The organism is Nocardia beijingensis NBRC 16342 (genome assembly GCF_001612785.1).
Classification (GTDB): Bacteria; Actinomycetota; Actinomycetes; order Mycobacteriales; family Mycobacteriaceae; genus Nocardia; species Nocardia beijingensis.
The window spans coordinates 18970-40893 of record NZ_BDBC01000036.1 but is presented as its reverse complement, the minus strand read 5'-3'; the positions used below and the strand labels follow the sequence as shown (position 1 = coordinate 40893).

General features: G+C 69.0%; 23 protein-coding genes. 9 read left to right on the top strand and 14 right to left on the bottom strand.

Annotated elements, in window-relative coordinates; all coding sequences use genetic code 11:
* From NB3_RS21175 to NB3_RS21160, 4 genes are read right to left on the bottom strand one after another with little or no spacing between them, the layout of a single operon-like run.
* Positions 1-1611 carry an acyl-CoA synthetase gene (locus NB3_RS21175; protein ID WP_067806186.1) on the bottom strand — a complete coding sequence of 537 codons (1611 nt, stop codon included), beginning with the start codon at positions 1609-1611 and terminating at the stop codon, positions 1-3.
* Positions 1612-1633: 22 nt separating this feature from the next.
* Positions 1634-2884, bottom strand: coding sequence for a hypothetical protein (locus tag NB3_RS21170; protein WP_067806227.1), 1251 nt, complete (start codon positions 2882-2884; stop codon positions 1634-1636).
* 5 nt (positions 2885-2889) lie between these two features.
* A complete protein-coding gene (locus NB3_RS21165; RefSeq protein ID WP_067806182.1) occupies positions 2890-3441 on the bottom strand; it encodes a Cif family virulence factor in 552 nt (183 codons plus the stop codon).
* The gene (locus NB3_RS21160; RefSeq protein ID WP_067806225.1) at positions 3441-3668 is read right to left on the bottom strand and encodes a ferredoxin; all 228 of its coding nucleotides are present in this window, start codon (positions 3666-3668) and stop codon (positions 3441-3443) included. Before NB3_RS21160 ends, NB3_RS21165 begins: the two co-directional genes overlap by 1 nt.
* Positions 3669-4153: 485 nt before the next feature.
* Between NB3_RS21160 and NB3_RS21155 the strand changes: the two genes are divergently transcribed.
* The gene (locus NB3_RS21155; protein ID WP_067806179.1) at positions 4154-5026 is read left to right on the top strand and encodes an LLM class F420-dependent oxidoreductase; all 873 of its coding nucleotides are present in this window, start codon (positions 4154-4156) and stop codon (positions 5024-5026) included.
* Positions 5027-5115: 89 nt separating this feature from the next.
* Positions 5116-5694, top strand: a complete 579-nt coding sequence (locus NB3_RS21150) for a TetR/AcrR family transcriptional regulator (RefSeq protein ID WP_067806176.1) — start codon at positions 5116-5118, stop codon at positions 5692-5694.
* A 15-nt stretch (positions 5695-5709) separates the two neighbouring features.
* Here the strand turns inward: NB3_RS21150 and NB3_RS21145 are convergent, their stop codons facing one another.
* Positions 5710-6576, bottom strand: coding sequence for a mycofactocin-coupled SDR family oxidoreductase (locus NB3_RS21145; RefSeq protein WP_067806173.1), 867 nt, complete (start codon positions 6574-6576; stop codon positions 5710-5712).
* A gap of 171 nt (positions 6577-6747) precedes the next feature.
* Here NB3_RS21145 and NB3_RS21140 point away from each other — a divergent pair, with 171 nt between their 5' ends.
* The 3 genes from NB3_RS21140 to NB3_RS21130 all read left to right on the top strand — a co-directional run bounded on the left by NB3_RS21140 (position 6748) and on the right by NB3_RS21130 (position 8700).
* Positions 6748-7233: a nitroreductase family deazaflavin-dependent oxidoreductase gene (locus tag NB3_RS21140; protein WP_084823539.1), complete on the top strand. Its 486-nt coding sequence runs from the start codon at positions 6748-6750 to the stop codon at positions 7231-7233.
* Positions 7234-7372: 139 nt separating this feature from the next.
* Complete coding sequence (locus NB3_RS21135; protein WP_067806167.1) at positions 7373-7738, top strand: helix-turn-helix domain-containing protein; 366 nt, start codon at positions 7373-7375, stop codon at positions 7736-7738.
* Between the two features lie 194 nt (positions 7739-7932).
* Entirely contained in the window at positions 7933-8700 is a 768-nt protein-coding gene (locus NB3_RS21130) for a DUF8020 domain-containing protein (protein WP_067806163.1), read from the top strand.
* 56 nt (positions 8701-8756) lie between these two features.
* Here NB3_RS21130 and NB3_RS21125 read toward each other — a convergent pair whose 3' ends face one another.
* Positions 8757-9251, bottom strand: a complete 495-nt coding sequence (locus NB3_RS21125) for a hypothetical protein (protein WP_157111929.1) — start codon at positions 9249-9251, stop codon at positions 8757-8759.
* A gap of 199 nt (positions 9252-9450) precedes the next feature.
* Between NB3_RS21125 and NB3_RS21120 the strand changes: the two genes are divergently transcribed.
* Positions 9451-10101, top strand: a complete 651-nt coding sequence (locus NB3_RS21120; RefSeq protein WP_157111928.1) for a DUF6968 family protein — start codon at positions 9451-9453, stop codon at positions 10099-10101.
* Between the two features lie 180 nt (positions 10102-10281).
* Positions 10282-11649 carry a WS/DGAT/MGAT family O-acyltransferase gene (locus NB3_RS21115; RefSeq protein WP_067806154.1) on the top strand — a complete coding sequence of 456 codons (1368 nt, stop codon included), beginning with the start codon at positions 10282-10284 and terminating at the stop codon, positions 11647-11649.
* Between the two features lie 43 nt (positions 11650-11692).
* Here the strand turns inward: NB3_RS21115 and NB3_RS21110 are convergent, their stop codons facing one another.
* Positions 11693-13804 carry an AMP-binding protein gene (locus NB3_RS21110; RefSeq protein ID WP_067806222.1) on the bottom strand — a complete coding sequence of 704 codons (2112 nt, stop codon included), beginning with the start codon at positions 13802-13804 and terminating at the stop codon, positions 11693-11695.
* Between the two features lie 292 nt (positions 13805-14096).
* On the opposite strand from NB3_RS21110, the gene NB3_RS21105 reads away from it, so the two are divergent.
* On the top strand, positions 14097-14330 hold the full coding sequence (locus NB3_RS21105) for a hypothetical protein (protein WP_067806151.1): 234 nt from the start codon (positions 14097-14099) through the stop codon (positions 14328-14330).
* A gap of 4 nt (positions 14331-14334) precedes the next feature.
* On the opposite strand, the gene NB3_RS21100 is transcribed toward NB3_RS21105, so the two are convergent.
* The 3 genes from NB3_RS21100 to NB3_RS21090 are packed head-to-tail and all read right to left on the bottom strand — an operon-like array spanning position 14335 to position 16086.
* A complete protein-coding gene (locus NB3_RS21100; RefSeq protein WP_067806148.1) occupies positions 14335-15177 on the bottom strand; it encodes an RNA polymerase sigma factor SigF in 843 nt (280 codons plus the stop codon).
* Positions 15167-15634 carry an ATP-binding protein gene (locus tag NB3_RS21095; RefSeq protein ID WP_169810727.1) on the bottom strand — a complete coding sequence of 156 codons (468 nt, stop codon included), beginning with the start codon at positions 15632-15634 and terminating at the stop codon, positions 15167-15169. Before NB3_RS21095 ends, NB3_RS21100 begins: the two co-directional genes overlap by 11 nt.
* A complete protein-coding gene (locus tag NB3_RS21090) occupies positions 15607-16086 on the bottom strand; it encodes a Dps family protein (RefSeq protein ID WP_067806141.1) in 480 nt (159 codons plus the stop codon). Before NB3_RS21090 ends, NB3_RS21095 begins: the two co-directional genes overlap by 28 nt.
* Positions 16087-16269: 183 nt before the next feature.
* Between NB3_RS21090 and NB3_RS21085 the strand changes: the two genes are divergently transcribed.
* Positions 16270-17757: a mannitol dehydrogenase family protein gene (locus NB3_RS21085; protein WP_084823537.1), complete on the top strand. Its 1488-nt coding sequence runs from the start codon at positions 16270-16272 to the stop codon at positions 17755-17757.
* On the opposite strand, the gene NB3_RS21080 is transcribed toward NB3_RS21085, so the two are convergent.
* From NB3_RS21080 to NB3_RS21065, 4 genes are all read right to left on the bottom strand, one after another.
* Positions 17754-18512, bottom strand: coding sequence for an acyl-[acyl-carrier-protein] thioesterase (locus tag NB3_RS21080; protein WP_067806134.1), 759 nt, complete (start codon positions 18510-18512; stop codon positions 17754-17756). The genes NB3_RS21085 and NB3_RS21080 overlap by 4 nt on opposite strands.
* 174 nt (positions 18513-18686) lie before the next feature.
* Positions 18687-20105 carry a ribosome biogenesis GTPase Der gene (gene der / locus NB3_RS21075; protein WP_067806131.1) on the bottom strand — a complete coding sequence of 473 codons (1419 nt, stop codon included), beginning with the start codon at positions 20103-20105 and terminating at the stop codon, positions 18687-18689.
* Positions 20102-20809, bottom strand: coding sequence for a (d)CMP kinase (gene cmk, locus NB3_RS21070; RefSeq protein ID WP_067806217.1), 708 nt, complete (start codon positions 20807-20809; stop codon positions 20102-20104). The genes der and cmk overlap by 4 nt, the downstream gene beginning before the upstream one ends.
* A gap of 35 nt (positions 20810-20844) precedes the next feature.
* Complete coding sequence (locus tag NB3_RS21065) at positions 20845-21918, bottom strand: pseudouridine synthase (protein ID WP_084823536.1); 1074 nt, start codon at positions 21916-21918, stop codon at positions 20845-20847.
* Positions 21919-21924 lie beyond the last annotated feature (6 nt).

Here is a 21924-nt window from a genome sequence, read left to right as displayed (position 1 = left end):
TCAGTCCGCCTTGTGGTCGGGCCCGCGCCCGGCGACGTACTGCTTCGCCCACCGGTAGTCGGGTTTGCCGCTGGGCGCCCGCACGATGGCGTCGGCGACCCAGATCTGCTTGGGCACTTTGTATCCGGCCAGGAAGCGGCGCACGTGCGCGTGCAGTTCCGTGAACTCGACCGGCCCTGGACCGGCCAACGACACCACCGCGGCGACCTGATGCCCCCAGCGTTCGTGCGGCACGCCGACCACCACCGCGTCGAAAATCGCGTCGTGGGCTTTCACCACGCTTTCGACCTCTTCGACGAACACCTTCTCGCCGCCGGTGTTGATCACCATGTTGCCGCGGCCGATCAGCGTGATCGACCCGTCGGTCTCGGCGCGGGCCCGGTCGTCGGTGACGACCATGCGCAGGCCGTCGACGGTCTTGAACAGCCGCTCGGTCTTGCCGGGGTCCTTGTAGTAGCCGATCGGCACGTTGCCGGTCTTGGCCAGCCAGCCTTCCGCACCGGGCGCGACGGGGCGGCCGTCGTCGTCCACCACGACCGCGCCGCGGCCGGTTCGCACGCGGGGGCCGCGTGCCGGATCATCGTCCTTCTGGGCGAATCCGATTCCGCCGAAACCGGTTTCCGACGATCCGATGGAGTCCGAGACGACCGCCCACGAGAACATCTCCAGCAGCGTGTTCTTCACCGGCTGGGACAGCAGCGCGGCGCCGGAGGCGATCGCGAGCAGCGACGACGCGTCCACCGGCTCGCTGCGGTACGCCTCGATCAAGGGCTTGGCCATGGCGTCGCCGGTGATCACCATGACCTGCGGGCGTTGCTCGGCGACGGTCCGCCAGACGCGGGCGGCGTCGAAACGGGACTCGAAGATCACGGTGTTGCCCGACCACAGCGCGGTGAAGGTCGGCATCATGGCGGCGGCGTGGATCAGCGGCGGCAGCACCAGCCAGGCGCTGGGATCCACCTGGGCGCCGGTGCGGGACTGCTGGAACTCGTCGGCGACCGGTTCGCCGGTGTAGAAGTCGATGCCGCCGCCCAGGACGCGCCACATGTCCTCTTGCCGCCACATGACGCCTTTCGGCATGCCGGTCGTCCCGCCGGTGTACATCATGAACAAGTCGTCGGCGCTGCGCTCGACCACCGGACGGTCCGGCGCTCCCGCGGCGAGGGCCGACTCGTACGGCGTCGCCGCGGCATCGTCCACTTCCGGCGTGAATTCGTCGGCGACGCGGATCGTGTGCCGCAACCCCGGCGTGCGCTGCCGGGCCTCCCGGACGGCTTCGCCGTAACAGGAGTGGTGCACGAGCACCTGGAGATCCGCGTTGTCGTAGACGTAGGCCAATTCCGCGACGCCGTACCGGTAATTGATGTTGATCGGGACGGCGGCGAGTTTGAAGCACGCGATCAGCGTCTCCATCGTCTCGACGCTGTTGTGCATCTGGAAACCCACGTGCGTCCCGGCGCCGACGCCGACGCTCGCCAGATGGTGCGCGAGCCGATTGGCGCGGACATCGAGTTCACGGTAGGTCACGCGGCGGCCGGACTGGACGAGAGCCACCCGCTCGGGCATGGCGTCGACGGAGTGCTCGAAGAGGTCGGCGAAGTTGTTGGCCATGTCGTTCCATCTCTGGGTGCGGTCAGACGACGGTGAGCGGAAGGGGTATCCCCCGGTCGGTGAAGGTGAAGGCGGCGCCGGTGCTGAACCGGGTCAGCGCGACCTCCGTCGCCTCCCGGAAGGGTGTGTCACCGAGCGTGACGGCGGCGCGCCAGCCGTCCTCGCCCGCGGCGGCGACCTCGGCGGAGAAACGCGGGTTCACGCCGCGGACCAGCGCGTTCAGCGGCTGCAAGTGCTCGGGGTCGAGCATTGATGGCCACGTGCCGTCGGTGTGCGCGCCGCTGGCGGCCGGGAACGTCACCGTGACCGTGTCGCCGGCGTGCGCGATCTCGATTCCGGTGTAGGGCAGCGGATTCAGAGCCGGATGCAGCCGCAGCACCGTCGCCAGCGCGGCGGCGTCGTCGCCGAGGCCGAGGCAATCGCGCAGGCGTTCACTGGTGAGCCCGGCGATACCCGCGAACTGTTTGCGTCCGATCTCCAGCGCCGCGTCGGCGTCCGCCCGAGCGCGCACCGCTATCACGAAACCGAGGGTGAGCAGGTGATGTTGCAAGCAGACTTCGTCGGCGAGGCGGACCAGAGCGGAGCGGGAGAAGTCCGCGAAGCGCACATCGCTGAGCAGCGGTCCCGAGTAGTCCGGCCGCCCTTCGTCGGCGGGGTCGATGGCGGCCAGCTCCAGTCCGGCCGCCACCGACCCGGCGACCGACTCGGCGTTCGGCGGCATCGGCGGAGGGACGTGGGCGGGGTCGATGACGACCGTCCACGCGCATACCGGTTTTCGATCGGCCGGACGGCGCGGCGGGCGGTGGATCGGCCGGACCTGGGCGTGCGGATTGGTGGCCAGCGCGGTCGCGTCGAAGGTCGGGTCCTCGATGTCGTGGCACATCGACACGACGAAGTCATCGCCCATCGGTTCCACGTCGGCGAGCGCACCGCAGTGGTCGAGCCAGAACTCGCCGTGGTCGTGGTCGTCGACTCGGAACCGGAAGTCCATGAACTGCGGTGGAGCGCCGATGTCCAGTTGCAGGCCCTTGAAGATGGTCTCCACGCCGTCGCCGGCGAAGCCGAGCGCCCGCTGCATGCGCCGGGTGTAGACCGGGCTGGCCACCTGCCATTCCTCGATGGCGATCGCGGTCATGCCCTCGCGGCCGAACGCCGCGATCGAGTGCGCCATACCGGAGCGGTCTATGAGGTGCCCGCACAGCAGCAGTTCGGGCAGCAGCGCGGCCAGCGTCTCGCGGTCGAGGCCGGCGAATCGGCTCGGTGATCCGGTCATGTCGGTCACCACAGCGCGACGGGCGATTCGCCGATGCGATACCAGCCCGGCAGCGGCTTTCCCGACACCGAGCGCTCGATGCGCTTCTGCATGCCGGGTGTGAGGGCCTTGTTCGTGATCATGTCCAGGAACAGCGCCGAGACGTTGCCGAAGTCGAAGAAGTCGCGCTGCCAGGACCATTGGAAGTCACCGCCGTAACGGAACCAGCTGCCGCCGATGCCCTCGGGCGAATAGTTGCGCCCGTCCGGCCGCTTGGCCTCGCTGATCTGCTTCCAGAACCCGATGACGGTGCCGGTGCGGTCGTCGACCACGAATTCCTGGTAGGGGTAGGTCCAGCCCTCCAGCCCGGCCATCTCCTGACCGAGGGCGAGATCGCGGATCTCGTCGCGTCCCACGGCCATGAATTCCTGCGTCGGGCCGTAGTTCCAGCCGTAGGTGGCGTCCTCGGTGTACATCTGCGCGAGGGGCTTCCAGTCGCCCTTTTCCTCGCAGCGCTGGTTCTCGGTGATCCAGCGCTGGATCATCTCGTCGAGCTCGGCGCGGTCGAAACCTGGCATCAGTCGGTACCTTTCGGAGAGGGGTCGGTCGCGCCGTCGTCGGCGATCGACAGGGCTCGGGTCGGGCAGTAGCGGATCGCGTCCGCCACGGCGGCACGGTGTTCGGCGTCGGGCACGTCGCGCAGGATTACGACCTGGCCGCGTTTGGGCACCGTGAACACCTCGGGAGCTTCGGCCTGGCAGACCGCGTGCCCTTGGCACAGATCGAGGTCGGCGCGGATTCTCATGACCTGCTCCGCACCGATCCGCGCGACGATTCGCGGATCCGCCCGGATGGGCGGCGCGCCGGGTGCCCGTGCCGCGACCACGCCCGGCGTCCGAGGCCCGGATCGGGATACCGCGGCGCTTCTTCTCGCCGCCGCAGGTACGCCGGATACGAGTGGTCGTACGGGCCGAACACCAGCGGCGCCACCACAGCCGTCATCGCCCACGCTCCGAATCCGATAACCAGTTCTCAACCGCCATCGTCCGCACGACGCTCGGGAGAGACACATAGCTGGACATGTGTCTGGACGGTACCACTGACGGTTTTTCAGGACAATCCCGAATGAGAGAACTCGCCAGGAGCCGGTCGCACCCGAGGCGAATCAAGAACACGTTCTTGTAATGGATTCGACACTCGCACTATATTCCATACACCTGTCCAGACAGCGCGAGTTGCCGTGCGCGGGCACGACCGTTCGTCGAACGACCAGACAAGGCGAGGATTCCCATGCGCTTCGGCATCGTCCTGTTCACCAGCGACCGCGGTATCACCCCCGCCGCGGCGGCCAGAGCCGCCGAACAGGCGGGTTTCGCCTCGTTCTACGTCCCCGAGCACACCCACATCCCGGTCGCGCGCCACGCGGCGCACCCGCGAACCGGTGACGCTTCGCTACCCGACGACCGCTACCTGCGCACGCTGGACCCATGGGTCGCGCTGTCCATGGCGGCGGCCGTCACCGAGCGCATCGAGCTGGCCACCGCCGTCGCGCTCCCGGTGGAGCACGACCCGATCACCCTGGCCAAGACGATCGCCTCCCTCGACCACCTGTCCGGCGGCCGGGTCCTGCTCGGCGCCGGATTCGGCTGGAACACCGACGAACTCGCCGACCACGGCGTACCGGCGCACAGGCGACGCACGGTGTTGCGCGAATACCTGGCGGCGATGCGGGCGCTGTGGAGCCGGGACGAGGCCGGTTTCGACGGCGAGTACGTCAGCTTCGGCCCGAGCTGGGCGTGGCCGAAACCGGTGCGGCGCTCGGTGCCGGTACTGATCGGCGCGGCGGGCACCGAACGCACCTTCCGCTGGATAGCCGAGTCCGCCGACGGCTGGATCACCACGCCGGGGGAAACGGAGATCTCCGATCGCCTCGCGGCGCTGCACGAGATCTGGCGGCGGGCCGGGCGGGCCGGACGCCCCCGCGTGGTGGCCCTCGACTACAAACCGGACGCCGAACGCCTGGCCGAGTGGGACCGCGCCGGCGTCACCGACGTCGTGTACGGATTGCCGGACAAGGACGAGCCCGCGGTGCTCGCCTACCTCGAGCGATTGTCCGGCGAACTCACCGGCATCGGCCTGCCACTCGGCGCGGCGCATCCGTAGCGCCTGCGGCCCGGAAATACCTCGCGGCCGCGCGATTTCCGCAGCGTGGAAGTTGCTGGAACGGAATATCGACACTACCATCTAGACACATGTCCGAAACACATTCCAGATCCGTGGAGGCAACGCGGCGGCGGCTGTCCGGAAAGCAGGCCGACACCGTCGACAAGCTCACCAGATCGGCGATGGAAGTGCTGTCCCGAGAAGGGTTCGCGGGCATGACCATTCGGATGGTGGCCGCCAACGCCAAGGTCGGCACCGCCACCGCGTACACCTATTTCTCCTCCAAGGAGCATTTGGTCGCGGAGATCTTCTGGCGCAGGCTGCGCGCGACGCCGTCGCCGGTGAGCGAGGATCCGGACGCCACCGTGCGCGTGATCGCCGAACTCCGCGGCATCGCGCTGCTCGTCGCCGACGAACCGGAATTGTCCGGCGCGGTCACCAGCGCGCTGCTCGGCCGCGATCCCGATGTGGAACATTTACGGGCACGCATCGGCCTGGAAATCCGCGAGCGGATCGCGCACGCGCTGTCCGGGAATCCGGACCCGAATATCGTCGAAGCGCTCGAATTACTCTATGCGGGCGCGCTGGTACGCGCCGGTATGGGTTACGAATCGTACGCCGACATCGCGGACCGCATCGAGCGGTCCGCGATGCTCATTCTGAAATGATCGCGCGCGTTCGCGTCACTGCCCGGCGAGACCCAATTTCAGCGACGCCCCGCCGTCGACGAACAGCTGCAAGCCCGTCACATAACGCGATTCGTCGGAAGCCAGGAACGTGACCGCATGCGAGATGTCCGAGGATTCGACGAAGGGAATCGGCATGGCCTGCATGAAGGGAAAGGTCACCTCGGCGTCCTCGCGCGTCGGATTCCGCACGTCCGGACGGAAGATCTGGTACATGCCGGGGTTGTGCAGCATATCGGTGTCGACGTTCGTCGGGTGCACCGCGTTGATGCGGATGGAACTCGGCCCCAGCGTCAACGCCAAAGTCTGCGTGTAGGAACGGATCATCTTCTTCGACAGGCCGTAACCGTCGCCGCCCGGGCCTTGCAGCGCCTGCTGGCCGTTGAATCCGGTCTGCGGCACCAGGCCCGCGACCGAGCCGGTCACGATGATCGACGCGCCCGCGCCCAGATGCGGCAGCGCGGCGTGCACGGTGTTCACCACGCCGACGAAGTTGACGTCGAAGACGTCGATGAAACCTTGCAAGGGCACGTGGTGCCCCAGCGGGCAGATTCCGGCGTTCGCCACGACCACGTCCAACCGCCCGAGTTCGGCCACGGCCTGCGCGAGCGCCTCGTGCACCGCGGGACGATCCCGCACGTCCACTTTCCTGGCCACCACGCGGCGACCGGTCTCGGCGACCAATCGCTCGGTCTCGGCCAGATCCGCTTCGGTCGCCAGCGCGTATTCGTTGCTGGCGATGTCTGCGCAGATGTCGAAGGCGATGATGTCGGCGCCTTCTTCGGCGAGGGCGAGCGCGTGACTGCGGCCCTGTCCCCGTCCGGCGCCGGTCACCAGGACGACTTTGCCACTGACTCGATCCATGTTTCCTCCACCGCGCTCTTCTCCGGTTGCCGCGACCCCTGCGACGTGGGCGACACTGGAATACTAACCGGACAACTGTCTGGACGATACTACGGACACACGTATGGATCAAACATTCGACACCGCCCTCGAAGCCACCGCCGCACTCCCGCCCGAAGGGGGTGAGCGCTGATGCCGAACCGGCCGCGCAACCTCGACGCACCGCTGGTCACGACCGTCATCAAGTACATGTCCAGAGCGCAGACCTGGATATACCGCCGGACCGGAGGGCGCGTCGGCGGACGCTGGCGGATCGGCGCCGGCTTCCGCAAACCGGTGCCGACCTTGCTGCTCGAGCATCGGGGCCGTAAATCGGGCAAGCTGTTCACCGTTCCGCTGCTGTACCTCGTCGACGGCCCCGACCTGGTGGTAGTCGCCTCCCAAGGCGGATTGCCGAACCATCCGCAGTGGTACTTCAACCTGTTGGCGCATCCGTCGACCCGGGTGCAGATCGGCGCCGAGCACCGCCGCGTCCGCGCCAGGGTGGCGAGCCCGGAGGAGAAGAATCGCTTGTGGCCCTTGCTCGTAGCCCTCTACGCGGACTTCGACACCTACCAATCCTGGACCGAGCGCGAGATCCCGGTGCTGATCCTGCAACCGGAGGGCCACTCGGACTGACCCGGCGCGTCGAGCGAGGTCCGCACCCGCGCTCCCCCATGATGTTCAGCGTTCCCGGCGCGGTGGGCGCCGCCCGCCCGCCGGAGCAGTGCGACGCAATCGATCGACTCGACCGAGGATGGGAGAGCGTGTGGCGAAAATGGGTAGGCGGAAACGGTCCCGGCTGATCACCAGCGGAATGCTGCGGGAACAGCAGCGGGACGACGAGCACGGCGCACCAGCGGGAACGGTGCCGCAGCAGGTCCAGACGGCTATCGCGCTCGACCTCGACGCGCTGGCCACGCGCGTGCGTGCGCGGCGGCGGGAGATGAAGTGGACGCAGGCGGACGTGGCGGGCAACGGCGGCCCGCCGGCCAAGGTGATCAGCGAGATCGAGCGGTCCCGCAATCCGCGGCCGGACGCCGATGTCCTCGACCGGCTCGACGCCGGCCTCGAATGGCCGCCGGGCACCAGCGCGACGATCCTGCGCGCCGAGCAGGCGGGCGAACTCGCCGCGGCGCGCTGAGCCGGACGATCCGAATCCCGGCCGGTCGGAGAATTTTTCGAGATCTCCGACCGGCCGAGCCGGAACGCTCATAGGTTGCTGTGGGCGCTGCTAGGCTGCTCAGCGACCCTGGACGACTGCTCTTGCGCCGCCGGAGTGCGCGGGTCCGGCCGTGCTGGACGCAGGTGTGAACCCGATGAAGGAATGGACGAAACATGCAACTCCGCGGCATCACTGCGGCAGCGATACTCGCCATCGGCTCGCTGACCGTCGGCGCGGGTGTCGCTCACGCCGAGCCCACCCCCGACATCACCTACTCGGCCAAGATCGTCGATCAGACGGTCGTCGCCGCGCTCAGGGGCGGAACCTTCGAGTTGTCCAAGGCCCTGCGGGATCAGCCCGCGGGCGACGAGAACGCTCGACTGATTGAGCGCGACGGGGTGCTCGTCGACCGCACCGGCGCCCCGGCCGACATCGCGCACGTGATCGACGTGGTCGACATCCGGGACCGCGACGGCCACGTCGCGATGACGTTGCCGCTCGACTTCCGGGTCGCGGGGACCGCCATCCCGGTGCGCCCGGAGCTGAAGAAGGACAGCACGGTGCTCGAGCTGAAGCCGACCAGGCCCGAAGGCATCGCGATCAGCGAGCCGCTGGTGGCCAAGCCGGTCGCGTCGATGACCGAGAATCAGCGCGCCAGGGACGAATTCGCCAGCCAGTTCGGACTCGCCACCGCCATCGGCGGTTTCGTCGGCACCGCCATCGGCGCCACGATCGGCTGCCTGGTGACCATCGCCCTCGGTTGCGTGGCCGGTCTGCTGACCGGAGCCAGCCTCGGCGGCATTCTCGGAACCATCGCGGTCGGCGGCCCCACGCTCGTCGTGGCCGGTGTCGATCTGCTCACCACGCTGCAGGCGGCCGACGGCACCACCCGCTTCGCCGACAAGCCCGTCCAGTCCGCTCCGGCCCAACCCGCCAAGTAGCGAGATCCCGGCGGCGCCGCATGCCGCCGGGCGAAGGCCTCCGACCGACCGCGCCGTTACAGCGGCGCGGTCGTCGTGTTCGAGCGACCCACCCGCTCGTCGTTGATCAAGTGATAGGCGCGCCCCAGGTCGTCGAGCGCACGCTCCCACCTGGTATCCGCGTCCCGGCCGCGGGGATTGCGGCTGAGCAGCAGCAGGACCTCTGCGGCGTCCGCCGACCGCGCGGCGGCGTCGAGCAGGACCGGCACCGGGTCCACGGTCGTGCCCGCCGCCAGCGCGCCGATGCGGTCGTGCAGCCAGTGCGCGTCGAAACGCACCTGCTCGGTGGGGTTCTCGCCGTTCACCGGCAGGGTGCTGACCGCGGCGGCCCGTGCGGCCTCCTCGTCGTCCATCGTCGTGGTGACCACGTGGCGCAGTTCGCTGCTCGCGATCCGGTGTAGCAAACCGATCAGTAGGACGCGTTCGGCGTCAGGACCGTGCAGACCCGTCTCGCCCGCGCGTGCGCCGACCTCGTCCGGGTCGACGCGCAAGATCGACAAAACCGCTCGCAACTGCGCAATCGTTACCACTTCGTCCGCCCCTCCTCATCGTCGCGGCCCCACCATCACACCCTCGGCGACAGCCTGCCAAACGCGCGGCGCGTTAACCGTCCGGTAGCCCTTTTGCCGATACGGCGTGTCTCCTCGCTGCGTTCCAGGTCACCTCGAACCGCAGGATAAACCGGGGCCGAACTTGGGTACTCCAGAATTCATGAGAGCGATACCGGCGCGGGTCACTGGTGACACGACCACGTTCGCAGTGCGCGAATCCGAGCACAGCGCAGCGATCGCGAGCATGAAATGGCGGCGGATCAGAGAGGTGATCGCCACCCGCACCGTCTCCGATGCCACGCGAGAAGTCTCCATCGAGGTGGGCAAACCGCAGATGGCGCCGGGCGACACCGGTGTGGTGTGCGGTTTCCGCATCCAGGGCATCGGCGAACGATGGGCGCACGGCGTCGATTCCATCGCCGCGCTCTACCGGGCGTTCCAGGAGATCGCGCACGAGTTGCGGCAAGCGAACAGCCACGGCGCGCACTTCCCGGTGACCGATCCGTCCGATCCCGGGTTCCCCGCCGCACCCACCCGTCCCTCCCGCGCCGCCACGACCGTGACCAGCGAGCCGCAGGCGCTCATCGCGGCTCGCACCCTGCACGAGGCCGACAGCTCGTTGTCGATCATCATCGGCAGGCCGTATCTGGCGGCCGACCGGCGCGAGCACCTGTGCCGATTCCACATCAGCAAGCAGGGCGCGGCGCTGGCCAGCGGCGTCGACGAGATCCAGGCGCTGCACACGGCGATCAGCATGATCAGCGAACGCCTCGCACTGCCGCAGGACTGGCCGGTCAGCCGCCTGTCCTGAGGCCAGCCCGCACAATTCCGCGACGAACCGCCCAGCCGGTCCGGATTCGGCATCGAATCAATCGGTGGTGGATCGTCGTCCGACCGGCGTAGTTCTCCGCGCCGCGCGCAGTCCGGCGACCTTCCACGGTCCGCAACCGAACCGTGGCGCAGCTGCGGCGTCGCCAGGAGGGAACTGCCCATGGAATTCATCTCGCCGGTGGACGCCCTGTTCCTCATCGCGGAATCCCGCGAGCATCCGATGCACGTCGGTTCGCTGTCGATCTTCGACCCCGTCGACGGCACCGGACCCGAATTCGCCCGGCGCGCGTACGCCACGCTGGCGGCCGACCAGCACTTCCACCCCACGTTCCGTAAGCGCCCTGCTCGCCTGTTCGGCACTCCGCAGCTGGCCTGGACCGTGGACAGCGCTGTCGATCTCGACTATCACGTGCAGCGATGGGCGCTGCCGGAAGCGGGTGGCCTGGACGCGGTGACGGAGGTGGCGGCGGCACTGCACAGCACGCTGCTCGACCGCCACCGGCCGCTGTGGGAGGCGCATCTGATCGAAGGGCTCGCAGGCGACCGGGTCGGCTTGTACGCGAAGATGCACCACGCCCTCATCGACGGCGTCGGCGCCCAGCGCCTGTTGCAGCGAACGCTCACCACCGATCCGGATTCCGGCGAAGCGCTGGTGCCCTGGCATCTCCCGCCGTCGACCGGCCGCCGCGCGCACGCACCGCGCGAGCGGCAGACCCTCGCAGGCCGGGCGCGCGCCCTGCTCGCCGCGGCGGGCTCGGCGCCATCGGCCCTGCGCCTGGCCCGTACCGCGCTGCTGGAGCAGCAGCTGACGCTGCCCTTCGCCGCGCCGCGCACCATGTTCAACGTCCCGATCGGCGGGGCTCGCCGCTGCGCCGCCCGCTCCTGGCCGCTGGACCGGATCCGGCAGGTCAAGAAGATGACCGGCACCACGCTCAACGACGTGGTGCTGGCCATGTCGGCGGGCGCGCTACGCGCCTACCTGCTCGAACACGTCGCCCTGCCGGACAAGCCGCTGATCGCCATGGTGCCGGTCTCGCTGCGTCCCGAATCCGACGACGGCGACGGCGGGGGCAACGCCGTGGCCGCGCTGCTGTGCAATCTCGCCACCGACCTGCCCGATCCGGCCGCGCGGCTGGCGGCGATCAGCACCTCGATGCATCGCAGCAAAGAGATCTACCGCGCGCTCTCCCCCGTCCAGGCGGTCTCACTGTCGGCGCTGACGCTCAGTCCGCTCGCCCTGTCGCTGCTGCTTCCCGCGACGGCCGCGCTGACCAGTCCGCCGTTCAACATCGTCATCTCCAACATTCCCGGGCCACGCGAACCGCAGTACTGGAACGGTGCGCGCGTCGCGGCCAGCTATCCGCTGTCGATCCCGCTCGACGGACAGGCGGTGAACATCACCCTCACCAGCAACGCCGACAGCCTGGACATCGGCATCGTCGCCTGCCGCCGCGGCGTGCCGGATGTGGCCAGACTGCTCGATCACCTGGAAGCCGCGCTGACCGATCTGGAGGACACCGTCTACTGAGCTCCCGCCGCACGGCCCGGCGAGCGGGAGCGCCGCCGGAAGGTCATGGCGAGCCCGCGGTGCCGAGACCGTTGATCGACGGTGGCAGCTCCGGCTCGGACGCGCCGGGACCGGCGAGCAGACGCTTGAGGATCTTGCCCGTGTCGCCGCGCGGCAGCGCCGAGAGGAAGGTGACGTCGCGCGGCACCGAGAAGCGGCTCAGGCGATTGCGGATGTAGGTGCGCACCATGTCCGAATCGAGGCCGGAGCCTTCGCGTTTCACCACGAACGCCGCCAGTCGCTGACCGAATTCGCGGTCCGGCACACCGACCACCGCGACGTCGCTGACCTGCGGCAGGTGCGCGAGCGCCTCCTCGACCGGGCGCGGGAAGACATTCTCGCCGCCGGAGATGATCATCTCGTCGTCCCGGCCCGCGATGAACAACCGGCCCGCGGCGTCGAGGTAGCCGAGGTCGCCGGTGTCGAGCATGCCGTGCGCCTCATCCGGCGGCGCCGCGTTGACGTAGCCGTCGAACAGCATGTGGTTGCCGACGAAGATGTGCCCCGTGGCGCCGATCGGCAGTCTGCGGTGGTCGGGTCCGAGCACGGCGACCTTCGTGCCGAGCGGCGGCCGCCCCGCCGTGGTCGGCGAGGTGTGCAGGTCCTCCGGAGTGGCGATGGTCGCCCAGGAGACCTCGGTGGAGCCGTAGACGTTGTAGAGGACGTCGCCGTAGGCCTCCATGAATCGCTCGACGGTCGCGCCGGCCAGCGGCGCACCGCAGCTGATCATGTGCCGCAGGCTGGAGGTGTCGTAACGAGCGCGCACGTGCGCGGGGAGATCGAGGATGCGCTGCACCATGGTCGGCACCACGATCACCGTGTTGACCTGGTGCTCGGCGATGCGGCGCAGGCAGTCCTCCGCGTCGAATCGTTCGGCGAGCACCACGGTCGCGCGCAGCGCGGTGCTCAGTTGCAGGCCGGCCAGCCCCCAGGTGTGGAACAGCGGCGCCGGGATGAGCATGGTCTCGTTCATCTGCATCGGGATGCGCGACAGCAGGGCCGCGATGGACCCGAAGCCCTTCGGATGCGGCCTGCGCGCGCCCTTCGGCGTACCGCTGGTCCCCGAGGTGAGCACGATCAGCCGTCCCGGCTGGGCAGGCGTGCGAAATGTCGTGTGTCCCTCGACCACGAGCTGGTTCACGGTCGTCCGGTCCGGCGCCGGAGGGCGCTCGTCGGTGTTGTAGCGCGGGATGTCGGCGTGCAGATAGCGCACCAACTCCTCCAGGTCACCGTCGACGAACAGCGCCGAAAGGCGGTCGCGCTGGACGATCTCCTCGATGGTGCGCCCCGCGAGCCCGGCGTTCAGCAGGGCCACGTCCACACCCAACTTGCCCGCGGCGACCATGCATTCGACCATGGCCGCGTGGTTGCGCGCCAGCAGTCCGACGGCGTCGCCGGGACCGAGGCCGTGCGCGGCCATCGCACCGGCCAGCGCGTTGGTCCGCTCGTGCATGTCGGCGAAGGACCGGGTGCCGCGGTCGTCGATGATCGCGGTCCGCTCCGGGGCGTACGCCGCGCCCGCCGCGTACCCGCCCGCCAGATTGAAGCCCCACTTCGCCAGCGAACGAAGCTGTTTGAGACTGCGATCCAGGCGGACCGGCAGCACGACGCCGGTGGCCACCATCTGCCGCGCCACGCCCGCGTTGCGCCGGATCGGCGAATCCTCGCCGTTGACGACCAGGGAGGTCCGCGCGCCCTTGGCGACGTCGGCCACCCGCTTCAGGCCGCTCTTGGTCCACTCCGCGATCGCCACATTGGACAGCTCGGCCACCCGCGGGTGCACCCGGCTCGGCGCGAAATAGGTGACCGTGATCTTGGTGCGTTCCTCGTCACCGTGCAGCCGCACCGACGCGAAACTGCCCAAGGCGGCGTACTGCATCTCGAAACTCTCGTACCACCGGCCCACGCTCACCCGGATCTGGTGAGTGCGAATGCCCGACTCGTAGGTGCCGACGCGCATCTGCCAGACCACATTGCCGTCGGCGGACTGGATCTGCTCGCACGCGCCGATGCCGGTGAACATACGCGGATAGGTCTGCGCTTCGAGCAGCAGATTCCACATGGTCTTGCGGGCGATCGGGAATTCGGCGACTACGTCGATGACATCGGTAACCAACTTGTGCACTTCTCGTCGGCCGGTTCGAAGAACTTCGGGTCGGCGGGTAGCTCCTTTGTAACGTCAGTCACAAGCGAGGTCAAGTAGCCGGGACGGCGTCGCCGCTACCAGCGATACGCAGGAAATACGCTGCGATTGCCCGGCATTCACCTACGCCTGGGAACCGGCCCAAATCACCCGCCCGACGCCTGTGAATCCGCCCAACTATCACCGAAACTCCCGCGGGTGAAGGCCCCCGATCCTAACGTCGCAGACGCCTGCTCGGCAGGACCGCACGCTGGCTGGAGAGGTTATGGACGACAAGCCCGCACGACGAATCGCGCACTCCCGCGCCGAGGAGATCCTCGATTTCTTCGGCAAATGCCGAGCGTGCGGATATCCCGCTTACGCGGCGACCACCACTGTGCGCTACGACAACGGCGATCTGGAGACCAAGGTCATCGCCAGTTGCGCCCTGCCATGCGGCTGGACCGGCGAGGTCTCCGCCACCCCGATGACCGGCTCGGCCGCGCGCACGAACCCGTGAGCGATCAGGCGGCGCTCGACACGAGTTGTTCCTCGGGGCCGAGCGCTCGTTCGCGCAGGTCCTTGAGAATCCTGGCCAGGATGCGCGACACCTGCATCTGGGAAACGCCCAGTTCTTCGGCGATCTGACTCTGGGTCCGCGACTCGTAGAAACGCATGATCAACACCTGCCGATCGCGCGGCGGCAACTCCGCGATCAGCGGTCGCACCGCCATCGCCTGCTCCAGCAGGTCGTAGCACGGCTCCTCGGCGCCGAGCGTGTCGGCCAGCGACTGCGGCGCACCGTCGCCGTCCTCCCGACCCGCCGCGTCCAGCGAGTTGGCCTGGTAGGCGTTGCCCGCGATGAGGGCCTGGGTGACCTCGACGAGGTCGACGTCCAGTTCCTCGGCGATCTCCCTCGCCGTCGGCATCCGCCCGAGGCGGTGCGACAACGTCTCGGTGGCCGGGCCGATCCGCAGCTGAATCTCCTTGAGCCGGCGCGGCACTCGCAGCGACCAGGTGTGGTCGCGGAAGTGCCTGCGCACCTCGCCCATGATGGTGGGGACCGCGAATCCCAGGAAGGAACTGCCGCGTGAGACGTCGAAACGGTCCACCGCGAGCACCAGCCCGACCCGGGCGATCTGCAGCAGATCCTCATATGCCTCACCGCGCCCGGAGAACTTCCTGGCGATGTGCTCGGCGAGCGGAAGACACCGCCTGGTCACCTCTTCGCGCAGCGCCGCGCGGTGCGGATCACCCTCGTCCATCGCGGCCAGCTTCTCGAACCAGGGCTCGATGTTGTCGTAGCTGTCGCCGCCACGGGCGCGGCCTGCCGCGTCATTTCCGTCGGTCGTGAACTCACGTGTCATCAAATGGTCCTCGTTCCCAACTGAATTCGATAACGGTCGGGTACCCGCCGAGTTCGGAATCAAAAGGGTCACGAGAAATCGAGAGGGAACGGGTGAGCAGGCGGACCAATTCCCAGCTCAGCGGATCGCCGTTCACGTCGTCGCCGACCGCGGCCACGGCATCGACGCGCACGCTCATCCGGCCCGCGCCGTGGGTGAACGCGCAGCCGAGCATCGAGCCGGGCCTGGCGTCCGCCAGCAGCATCGTGGCCGCCTCGTTGATCGCCAAGCGGATGTCCGACGCCGCGTCGAGGGGCAGTTCGGCGACCAGGCACACGGTGTCGGTCATCGCGCGGATCAAGGCGAGCTGTCGCGCGTCGGCGGGGATTCGCACCGCGACCGTTGCGGTCTCGGTGGCAGGCGCGCCGAACGCGCACGTGATCACCCGCATCAGGCCGTGGCGAGCTGCGCTTGCCACATCCAGTGCAGCTGCTCCAGCCGCGCCGCGATCGCGATGAACAGATCTTGGGTCACCGGATCGGCCTTCTCGGTCGCCGCGATGCGCTCACGCAGCCGCTTGATGACGGCGGCGAGGTTGCCGACGATCGCGTCGATGATGTCGGTGTCCTGCTGCCAGCCCTCGCCGATGCCGATCGCGCCGGAACTCTTGGCCACGCTCGCGGCCCGCCCGTCCGGGCTCACGCCGACGGCGGTGGCGCGTTCCGCGGCGGAGTCGGTGAAGTCCCGTGCCACGGTCACCAATTCGTCCAGCGCCAGGTGCACCGAGCGGAAGTTGGAGCCGACCACGTTCCAGTGCGCCTGCTTCGCGATCAGCGACAGGTCGATCAGGTCGACCACGGTCCCCTGGAGCGTTTCGCCCGCGATGCGCTGCTGCTCCTGATCCAGCGTACTGGTGATGGGTTGAGACATCGCATTCAGCCTTTCTGCCGTCGATCCGGTCACGGACGGTCTACCCAGCTCCACGGCGATAAACCTCCGGTGACCGACGCCACCGGCGGAAACGGGGTGAGCCGGGAATCGCCGCCGCCGAGCCGACCGGCGACCGACCACCGCCGCACTAGGGTGTGATCCACACGACACTGGAGGTGCGGGATGCGGGAACCGACGGCCACGCCCTTGCGCGCGGCGACGATGGCCTGCTTCGCCGATCGCGTCTCGACACCGGGCTACGACCGGTCGCGGATCACCACGGGCATCGTGCATTTCGGTGTCGGCGGATTCCATCGAGCCCACCAGGCGATGTACGTGGACCGCTTGCTCGAACGCGGCCGCGGCCACGAATGGGGCATCTGCGGAGTCGGCGTACTGCCCGGCGATCGCCGCATGCGCGACGTGCTGCGGGCGCAGGACGGCTTGTACACGCTGTCGACGGTCGCGCCGGACGGCACGTGGACCACCCGGACGATCGGCTCGCTGGTCGAATACCGGTACGCGCCGGACGATCCCGAGGCCGTCGTGGCGAAGCTCGCCGATCCGGCCACCCGCATCGTCTCGCTGACCATCACCGAAGGCGGCTACCACATCGACGCCGCTACCGGGGAATTCGACCCTGACGACCCCGGAATCCGCGCCGACCTGGCCGGGAACGCGCCGCCCCGCACCGTCTTCGGCCTCATCACCGAAGCGCTGACCCGCCGCCGATCCCGCGGCATCGCGCCGTTCACCGTGCTGTCCTGCGACAACATCGAGGGCAACGGGAACGTCGCGCGCCGGATGTTCGGCGCGTTCGCCGCGCTGCGCGATCCCGGGCTCGGGGCCTGGGTGGCGGATGAGGTGCGCTTCCCCAATTCGATGGTGGACCGGATCACCCCGGTGACCCCGCCGGGGGCGACCGGCGAGATCGAGCGGCGCTACGGGCTCACCGACCGCTGGCCGGTGGTGACCGAACCGTTCGCACAGTGGGTGCTGGAGGATTCCTTCTCACTGGGGCGTCCGGCCTTCGAGGAGGTCGGCGTGCAGATCGTCGCCGACGTCACCCCGTACGAACTGATGAAACTGCGGTTGCTGAACGCGAGCCATCAGGCGCTGTGCTACTTCGGCTACCTGAGCGGCTACCGGCTGGTGCACGAAGCCGCCCAGGATCCGGCCTTCCGGCGCTTCCTGACGCGCTACATGGACGCCGAGGCGACGCCGACGCTGCGCGCGGTACCCGGCGTCGACCTGGACGACTACAAGCGGACGCTGCTCGACCGGTTCGCCAACCCCGCGATCGGCGACACCATCGCCCGGTTGTGCGCGGAATCCTCCGACCGGATACCGAAGTGGCTGCTACCGGTGGCGCGGGCGCAGCTGGCCACCGGCGGCCCGATCGACTGCGCGGCGGCGGTGGTCGCGAGCTGGGCCCGCTATGCCGAGGGCGTCGACGAGCAGGGGCAACCGATCGAGGTCGTGGACCGGCTCCGCGACCGGCTGGTTCCCTTGGCCCGGCGGCAACGGGAGCAGCCGACCGCGTTCCTCGGCGAGCGCTCGCTGTTCGGCGACCTGATCGACCATCCTCGGTTCGTGACCGCCTATCTGGCGGCTCTGGACAGCCTGCGCAGCCGGGGAGCGCGCGCCACCGTCGAACAGTTGGCCGGTTAGCGTGAGGTGACCCGGGCGACGGCCCGGCAGTCCGCGCCGACGGCGAACCACACGTCCAAGCTCGCGTCGGTGCGGCGGGCGACCAGTTCGACGTCCTCACCCGACCGCACCGGTTTCCCGTACTCGACCACCACGCGGTGCGGGCCCGATTTCAATTCGGCGTGATCGGCGAGTACTTCTTCGAGCGCGGTGAGGTAGACCGCGTTGTTCATATGGTCGAGCAGGTCGATGTCGGTGGCCCGGAGCGGGAATGGCCGCACCTGCACGCCGGGCTCGCCCGCCGCGGGCATGGGATCGGTGAGTTCGGCTTTCCAGCGCAGCCGGTGCTCGGTCGTGCAGGCCAGCATGGGCGCGAGGAACCGGTCGCTCATCCGGGTCGGCACCCCGGATTCGGTGCCGAAATGGATCAGGAAACTCTCGGTCTCCACCAGCCCGCCCGCACTGCCGCCGATCTGGACCCGCATCGTGCACCAGCGGGTGGACGTCGCCGACGGCCACCGCCGCAACGTCGCCCGCTCGCCGAAGCCGAGCGGTTTGAGCGCGTCGATCACCGTCCTGCGGATCACCCAGAGGCGATGGATATCGCCGTCCTCCAGGACGTCGAGGTGGTCGTAGCCGACATCCTGCAGGTAGCGGGCGACACCGTCCAGGCGCAGACGCTGGTCACGATCGGTGTCGGCGAGGCGCACGGGCCATCCCGTCTCGAACGGAGTCAGGACGGCCGGTGGTTCCGGCAGGACGCTGGGAATGACCATGCCCGGATGATGCCAGGTGTTTGCCGTGGTTGCGAAGAGGACTGGCCATATCGTCACGTATACGAGAAGTTACGGCCTCGACTAGGCTTTTTGTCCGAATTATCGGTGAAGAAGAGTTACGAGCCAATAGTTAGCTTGCGAGGCCGGGATATGCCCCGGCCTCGCCGCCGTCGCCTATTTCTTCGAGCGGTCCCGCTTCTCCCGCACCCGCACCGAGATCCGCACCGGCGAGCCGTCGAAACCGAATTCCTCGCGCAACCTGCGCTCCAGGAAACGCCGGTAGCCCGCCTCCAGGAAGCCGGTGGTGAACAGCACGAACGTGGGCGGTCGTGTGGTCGCCTGGGTGGCGAACAGCACGCGGGGCAACCTGCCGCCACGCATCGGCGGCGGCGTCGCGGCGATCACGTCCTTCAGCCAGGTGTTGAGCCTGCCCGTCGGGATGCGCTTGTCCCAGGATTCCAGCGCGGTCTCCATGGCGGGCACCAGCTTCTGCACCGCGCGCCCGGTGTGGGCGGAGATGTTCACCCGCTGCGCCCACGGCACCCGGACCAGCTCGCGGTCGACCTCGCGTTCCAGTTGCAGGCGCCGGTCCTCGTCGACCAGGTCCCACTTGTTGAACGCCAGCACCAGCGCCCGCCCGGAATCGGCGACCATGCTGATCACCCGCAGGTCCTGTTCGGTGATCGGCTGCGAGGCGTCGATCAGCATGATCGCCACCTCCGACGCCTCCAGCGCGGACTTGGTGCGCAGCGAGGCGTAGAACTCGGTGCCGCTGGCATTGGCCACCTTGCGGCGCAACCCGGCGGTGTCGATGAACTTCCAGACCTTGCCGCCCAGTTCGACGAGGGAGTCGACCGGATCGACCGTGGTTCCCGCGACATCGTGCACCACGGAGCGCTCGTCGTTGGCCAGCTTGTTGAGCAGGCTGGACTTGCCGACATTGGGCTTGCCGACCAGCGCCACCCGACGCGGACCGACGCCGCCGGTCCCTTCGCGCGGGGTCTCCGGGAGCACCGCGAGCACGTCGTCGAGCAGGTCACCGGTGCCGCGGCCGTGCGCGGCGCTGACCATGCGTGGCTCGCCGAGTCCCAGCGACCACAGCGCCGCCGCTTCCGCTTCCACCCGCTGGTCGTCGACCTTGTTGGCGACCAGGATCACCGGCACCGAGGAGCGGCGCAGCTTCTTCACCGCCGCCTCGTCGGTGGCGGTGGCGCCCACCACGGCGTCGACCACGAGCAGGATCGCGTCGGCGGTCTGCATGGCCAACTCGGCCTGGCGGGCCACCGATTGCTGCAACCCCTTCGCGTCGGGCTCCCAGCCGCCGGTGTCCTGCACCAGGAACCGGCGACCGGCCCAGTTCGCCTCGTAGGACACGCGGTCGCGGGTCACTCCCGGGATGTCCTCCACGACCGCCTCGCGGCGGCCGAGAATGCGGTTCACCAGCGTCGACTTGCCCACGTTCGGGCGGCCGACCACGGCCAGCGTCGGCATCGCGACGTGCGCTGAGTCCTCGAACTCGCCCTCGAGGTCGGTCAGTTCCCAGTCGGCTTCGTCGCTCCAGACGCCGTCGCCCGCCAGCACGTCCCCGTTCATCGGTCCCCTCCGGCTCCGTACACGGCGACCTGCTGCGCGACCACGCCATACAGCTCGTCGATGACCTCGTCCATGGACAGTTCGCTGGTGTCGACCGGTACCGCGTCCTCGGCGGGACGCAGCGGGGACACCTTGCGGGTCGAGTCGAGCGTGTCGCGGCGCTGCACGTCGGCGAGCACGCCCGCGTAGTCGTCGCCGCGCCCCTCGTCGATGTTCTGTTGATTGCGCCGGTGCGCCCTGGCCTCGGCGGAAGCGGTCAGATAGATCTTGGCGTCCGCGTCGGGCAGCACGACGGTGCCGATGTCGCGGCCCTCCACCACGATCCGGCCCGCGGCCGCCGTGATGTCGCGCTGCATGGCGACGAGCAGTTCCCGCACCTCCGGCACCGCCGAGACCGCCGAGACCGCCTTGGTGACGGCGTCGCCGCGAATCTCCGCTCGCACGTCCTCGCCGTCCAGCTCGATCACCTCGCGGCTGGGGTCGGTGCCGATGGACAGTGGCAGCTCTTTGACCGCGGCGGCGATGGCCGCGGTGTCGGTCAGTTCGATGCCCGCGCGCAGCACGCGCAGCGTCGCCACCCGGTACATCGCGCCGGTGTCGAGGTAGCGGGCGCCGAGCCGGGTGGCCAGGCGCCGTGACACGCTCGACTTCCCGGTACCCGATGGCCCGTCCATGGCGACCACCAGTGGGCTCGTACCGGCCATCCGCGCCGGCGCCTGCACCGGGATCTCCACACCGTTCACAACGACACCGCCTCGTAGAGTTTGCCGATTTCATCGCGGCCGAGCACACGCAGCGTGCCTGGCCGTTGGTCGCCCAGCGCGACCGGGCCGATATGGGTGCGGACCAGCCGGACGACCGGATGACCCACCGCGTCGAGCAGGCGGCGCACGATGTGCTTGCGCCCCTCGTGCAACACCACCTTCACCAGGGAACGTCCCTCCCCCAGTTCGAGCACCTGGAAGCGGTCGACCTTCGCGGGACCGTCCTCCAGCTCGACGCCTTCTCTGAGCCGCTTGCCGACCGCGCGATTGTTGACCTCGCCTTGTACCGTCGCCAGATAGGTCTTGGAGACCTCGTAGGACGGGTGCATCAGCCGGTGGGCCAGATCGCCGTCGTTGGTGAGCAGCAGCAGGCCCTCGGTGTCGGCGTCGAGCCTTCCGACATGGAACAGCCGCTGGCCCGCGGCGATCCGCTCGGCCACGATGTCGCCGACGCACGGGCGGCCGAGATCGTCGGACATGGTCGACTGCCAGCCCTTCGGCTTGTTCAGCGCGACGTGCACCAGTTCCTCGCGCACCACGACGCGCGTGCCGTCGACGCGCACCACCGCGTGCTGCGGGTCGATGCGCAGGCCCTGCTCGCGCACGATCATGCCGTCGACCTCGACGCGGCCCTGCGCGATCATCTCCTCCGCGGCCCGGCGCGAAGCGACGCCCGCCTTGGCGAGCACCTTTTGCAACCGCTCCCCCTCACCCCAGGGCAGCTTGGTGTGGCCGCCGGAGGGGGCGGGCTCCACGTTCTGATGGCGCGCGGGCTTGGCGTTGCTCAGCAGCGGCGGCGGCGCGACCTGCCGCTGCGGTTTGGGCTTCTTCTTGCCCGCTGCGGCCGTGTGGCGCTGCGGGCTTGGGGCGGCGGATCCGCGCTGGGCCGACCGGCCCGCACCACCCTGCTGGGCGCCACGGGCGGCGATGCCCCGTTGGGCCGAACGGGCGTCGCGTGAACTCGAGCCGCGGCTCGCGCCGCCGCGTTCGGGCTGTGCGCCGCGTTTCCTACGATCCGGTGTGCCATCTCGGCGAGCGGGCGTATTCATGATGTC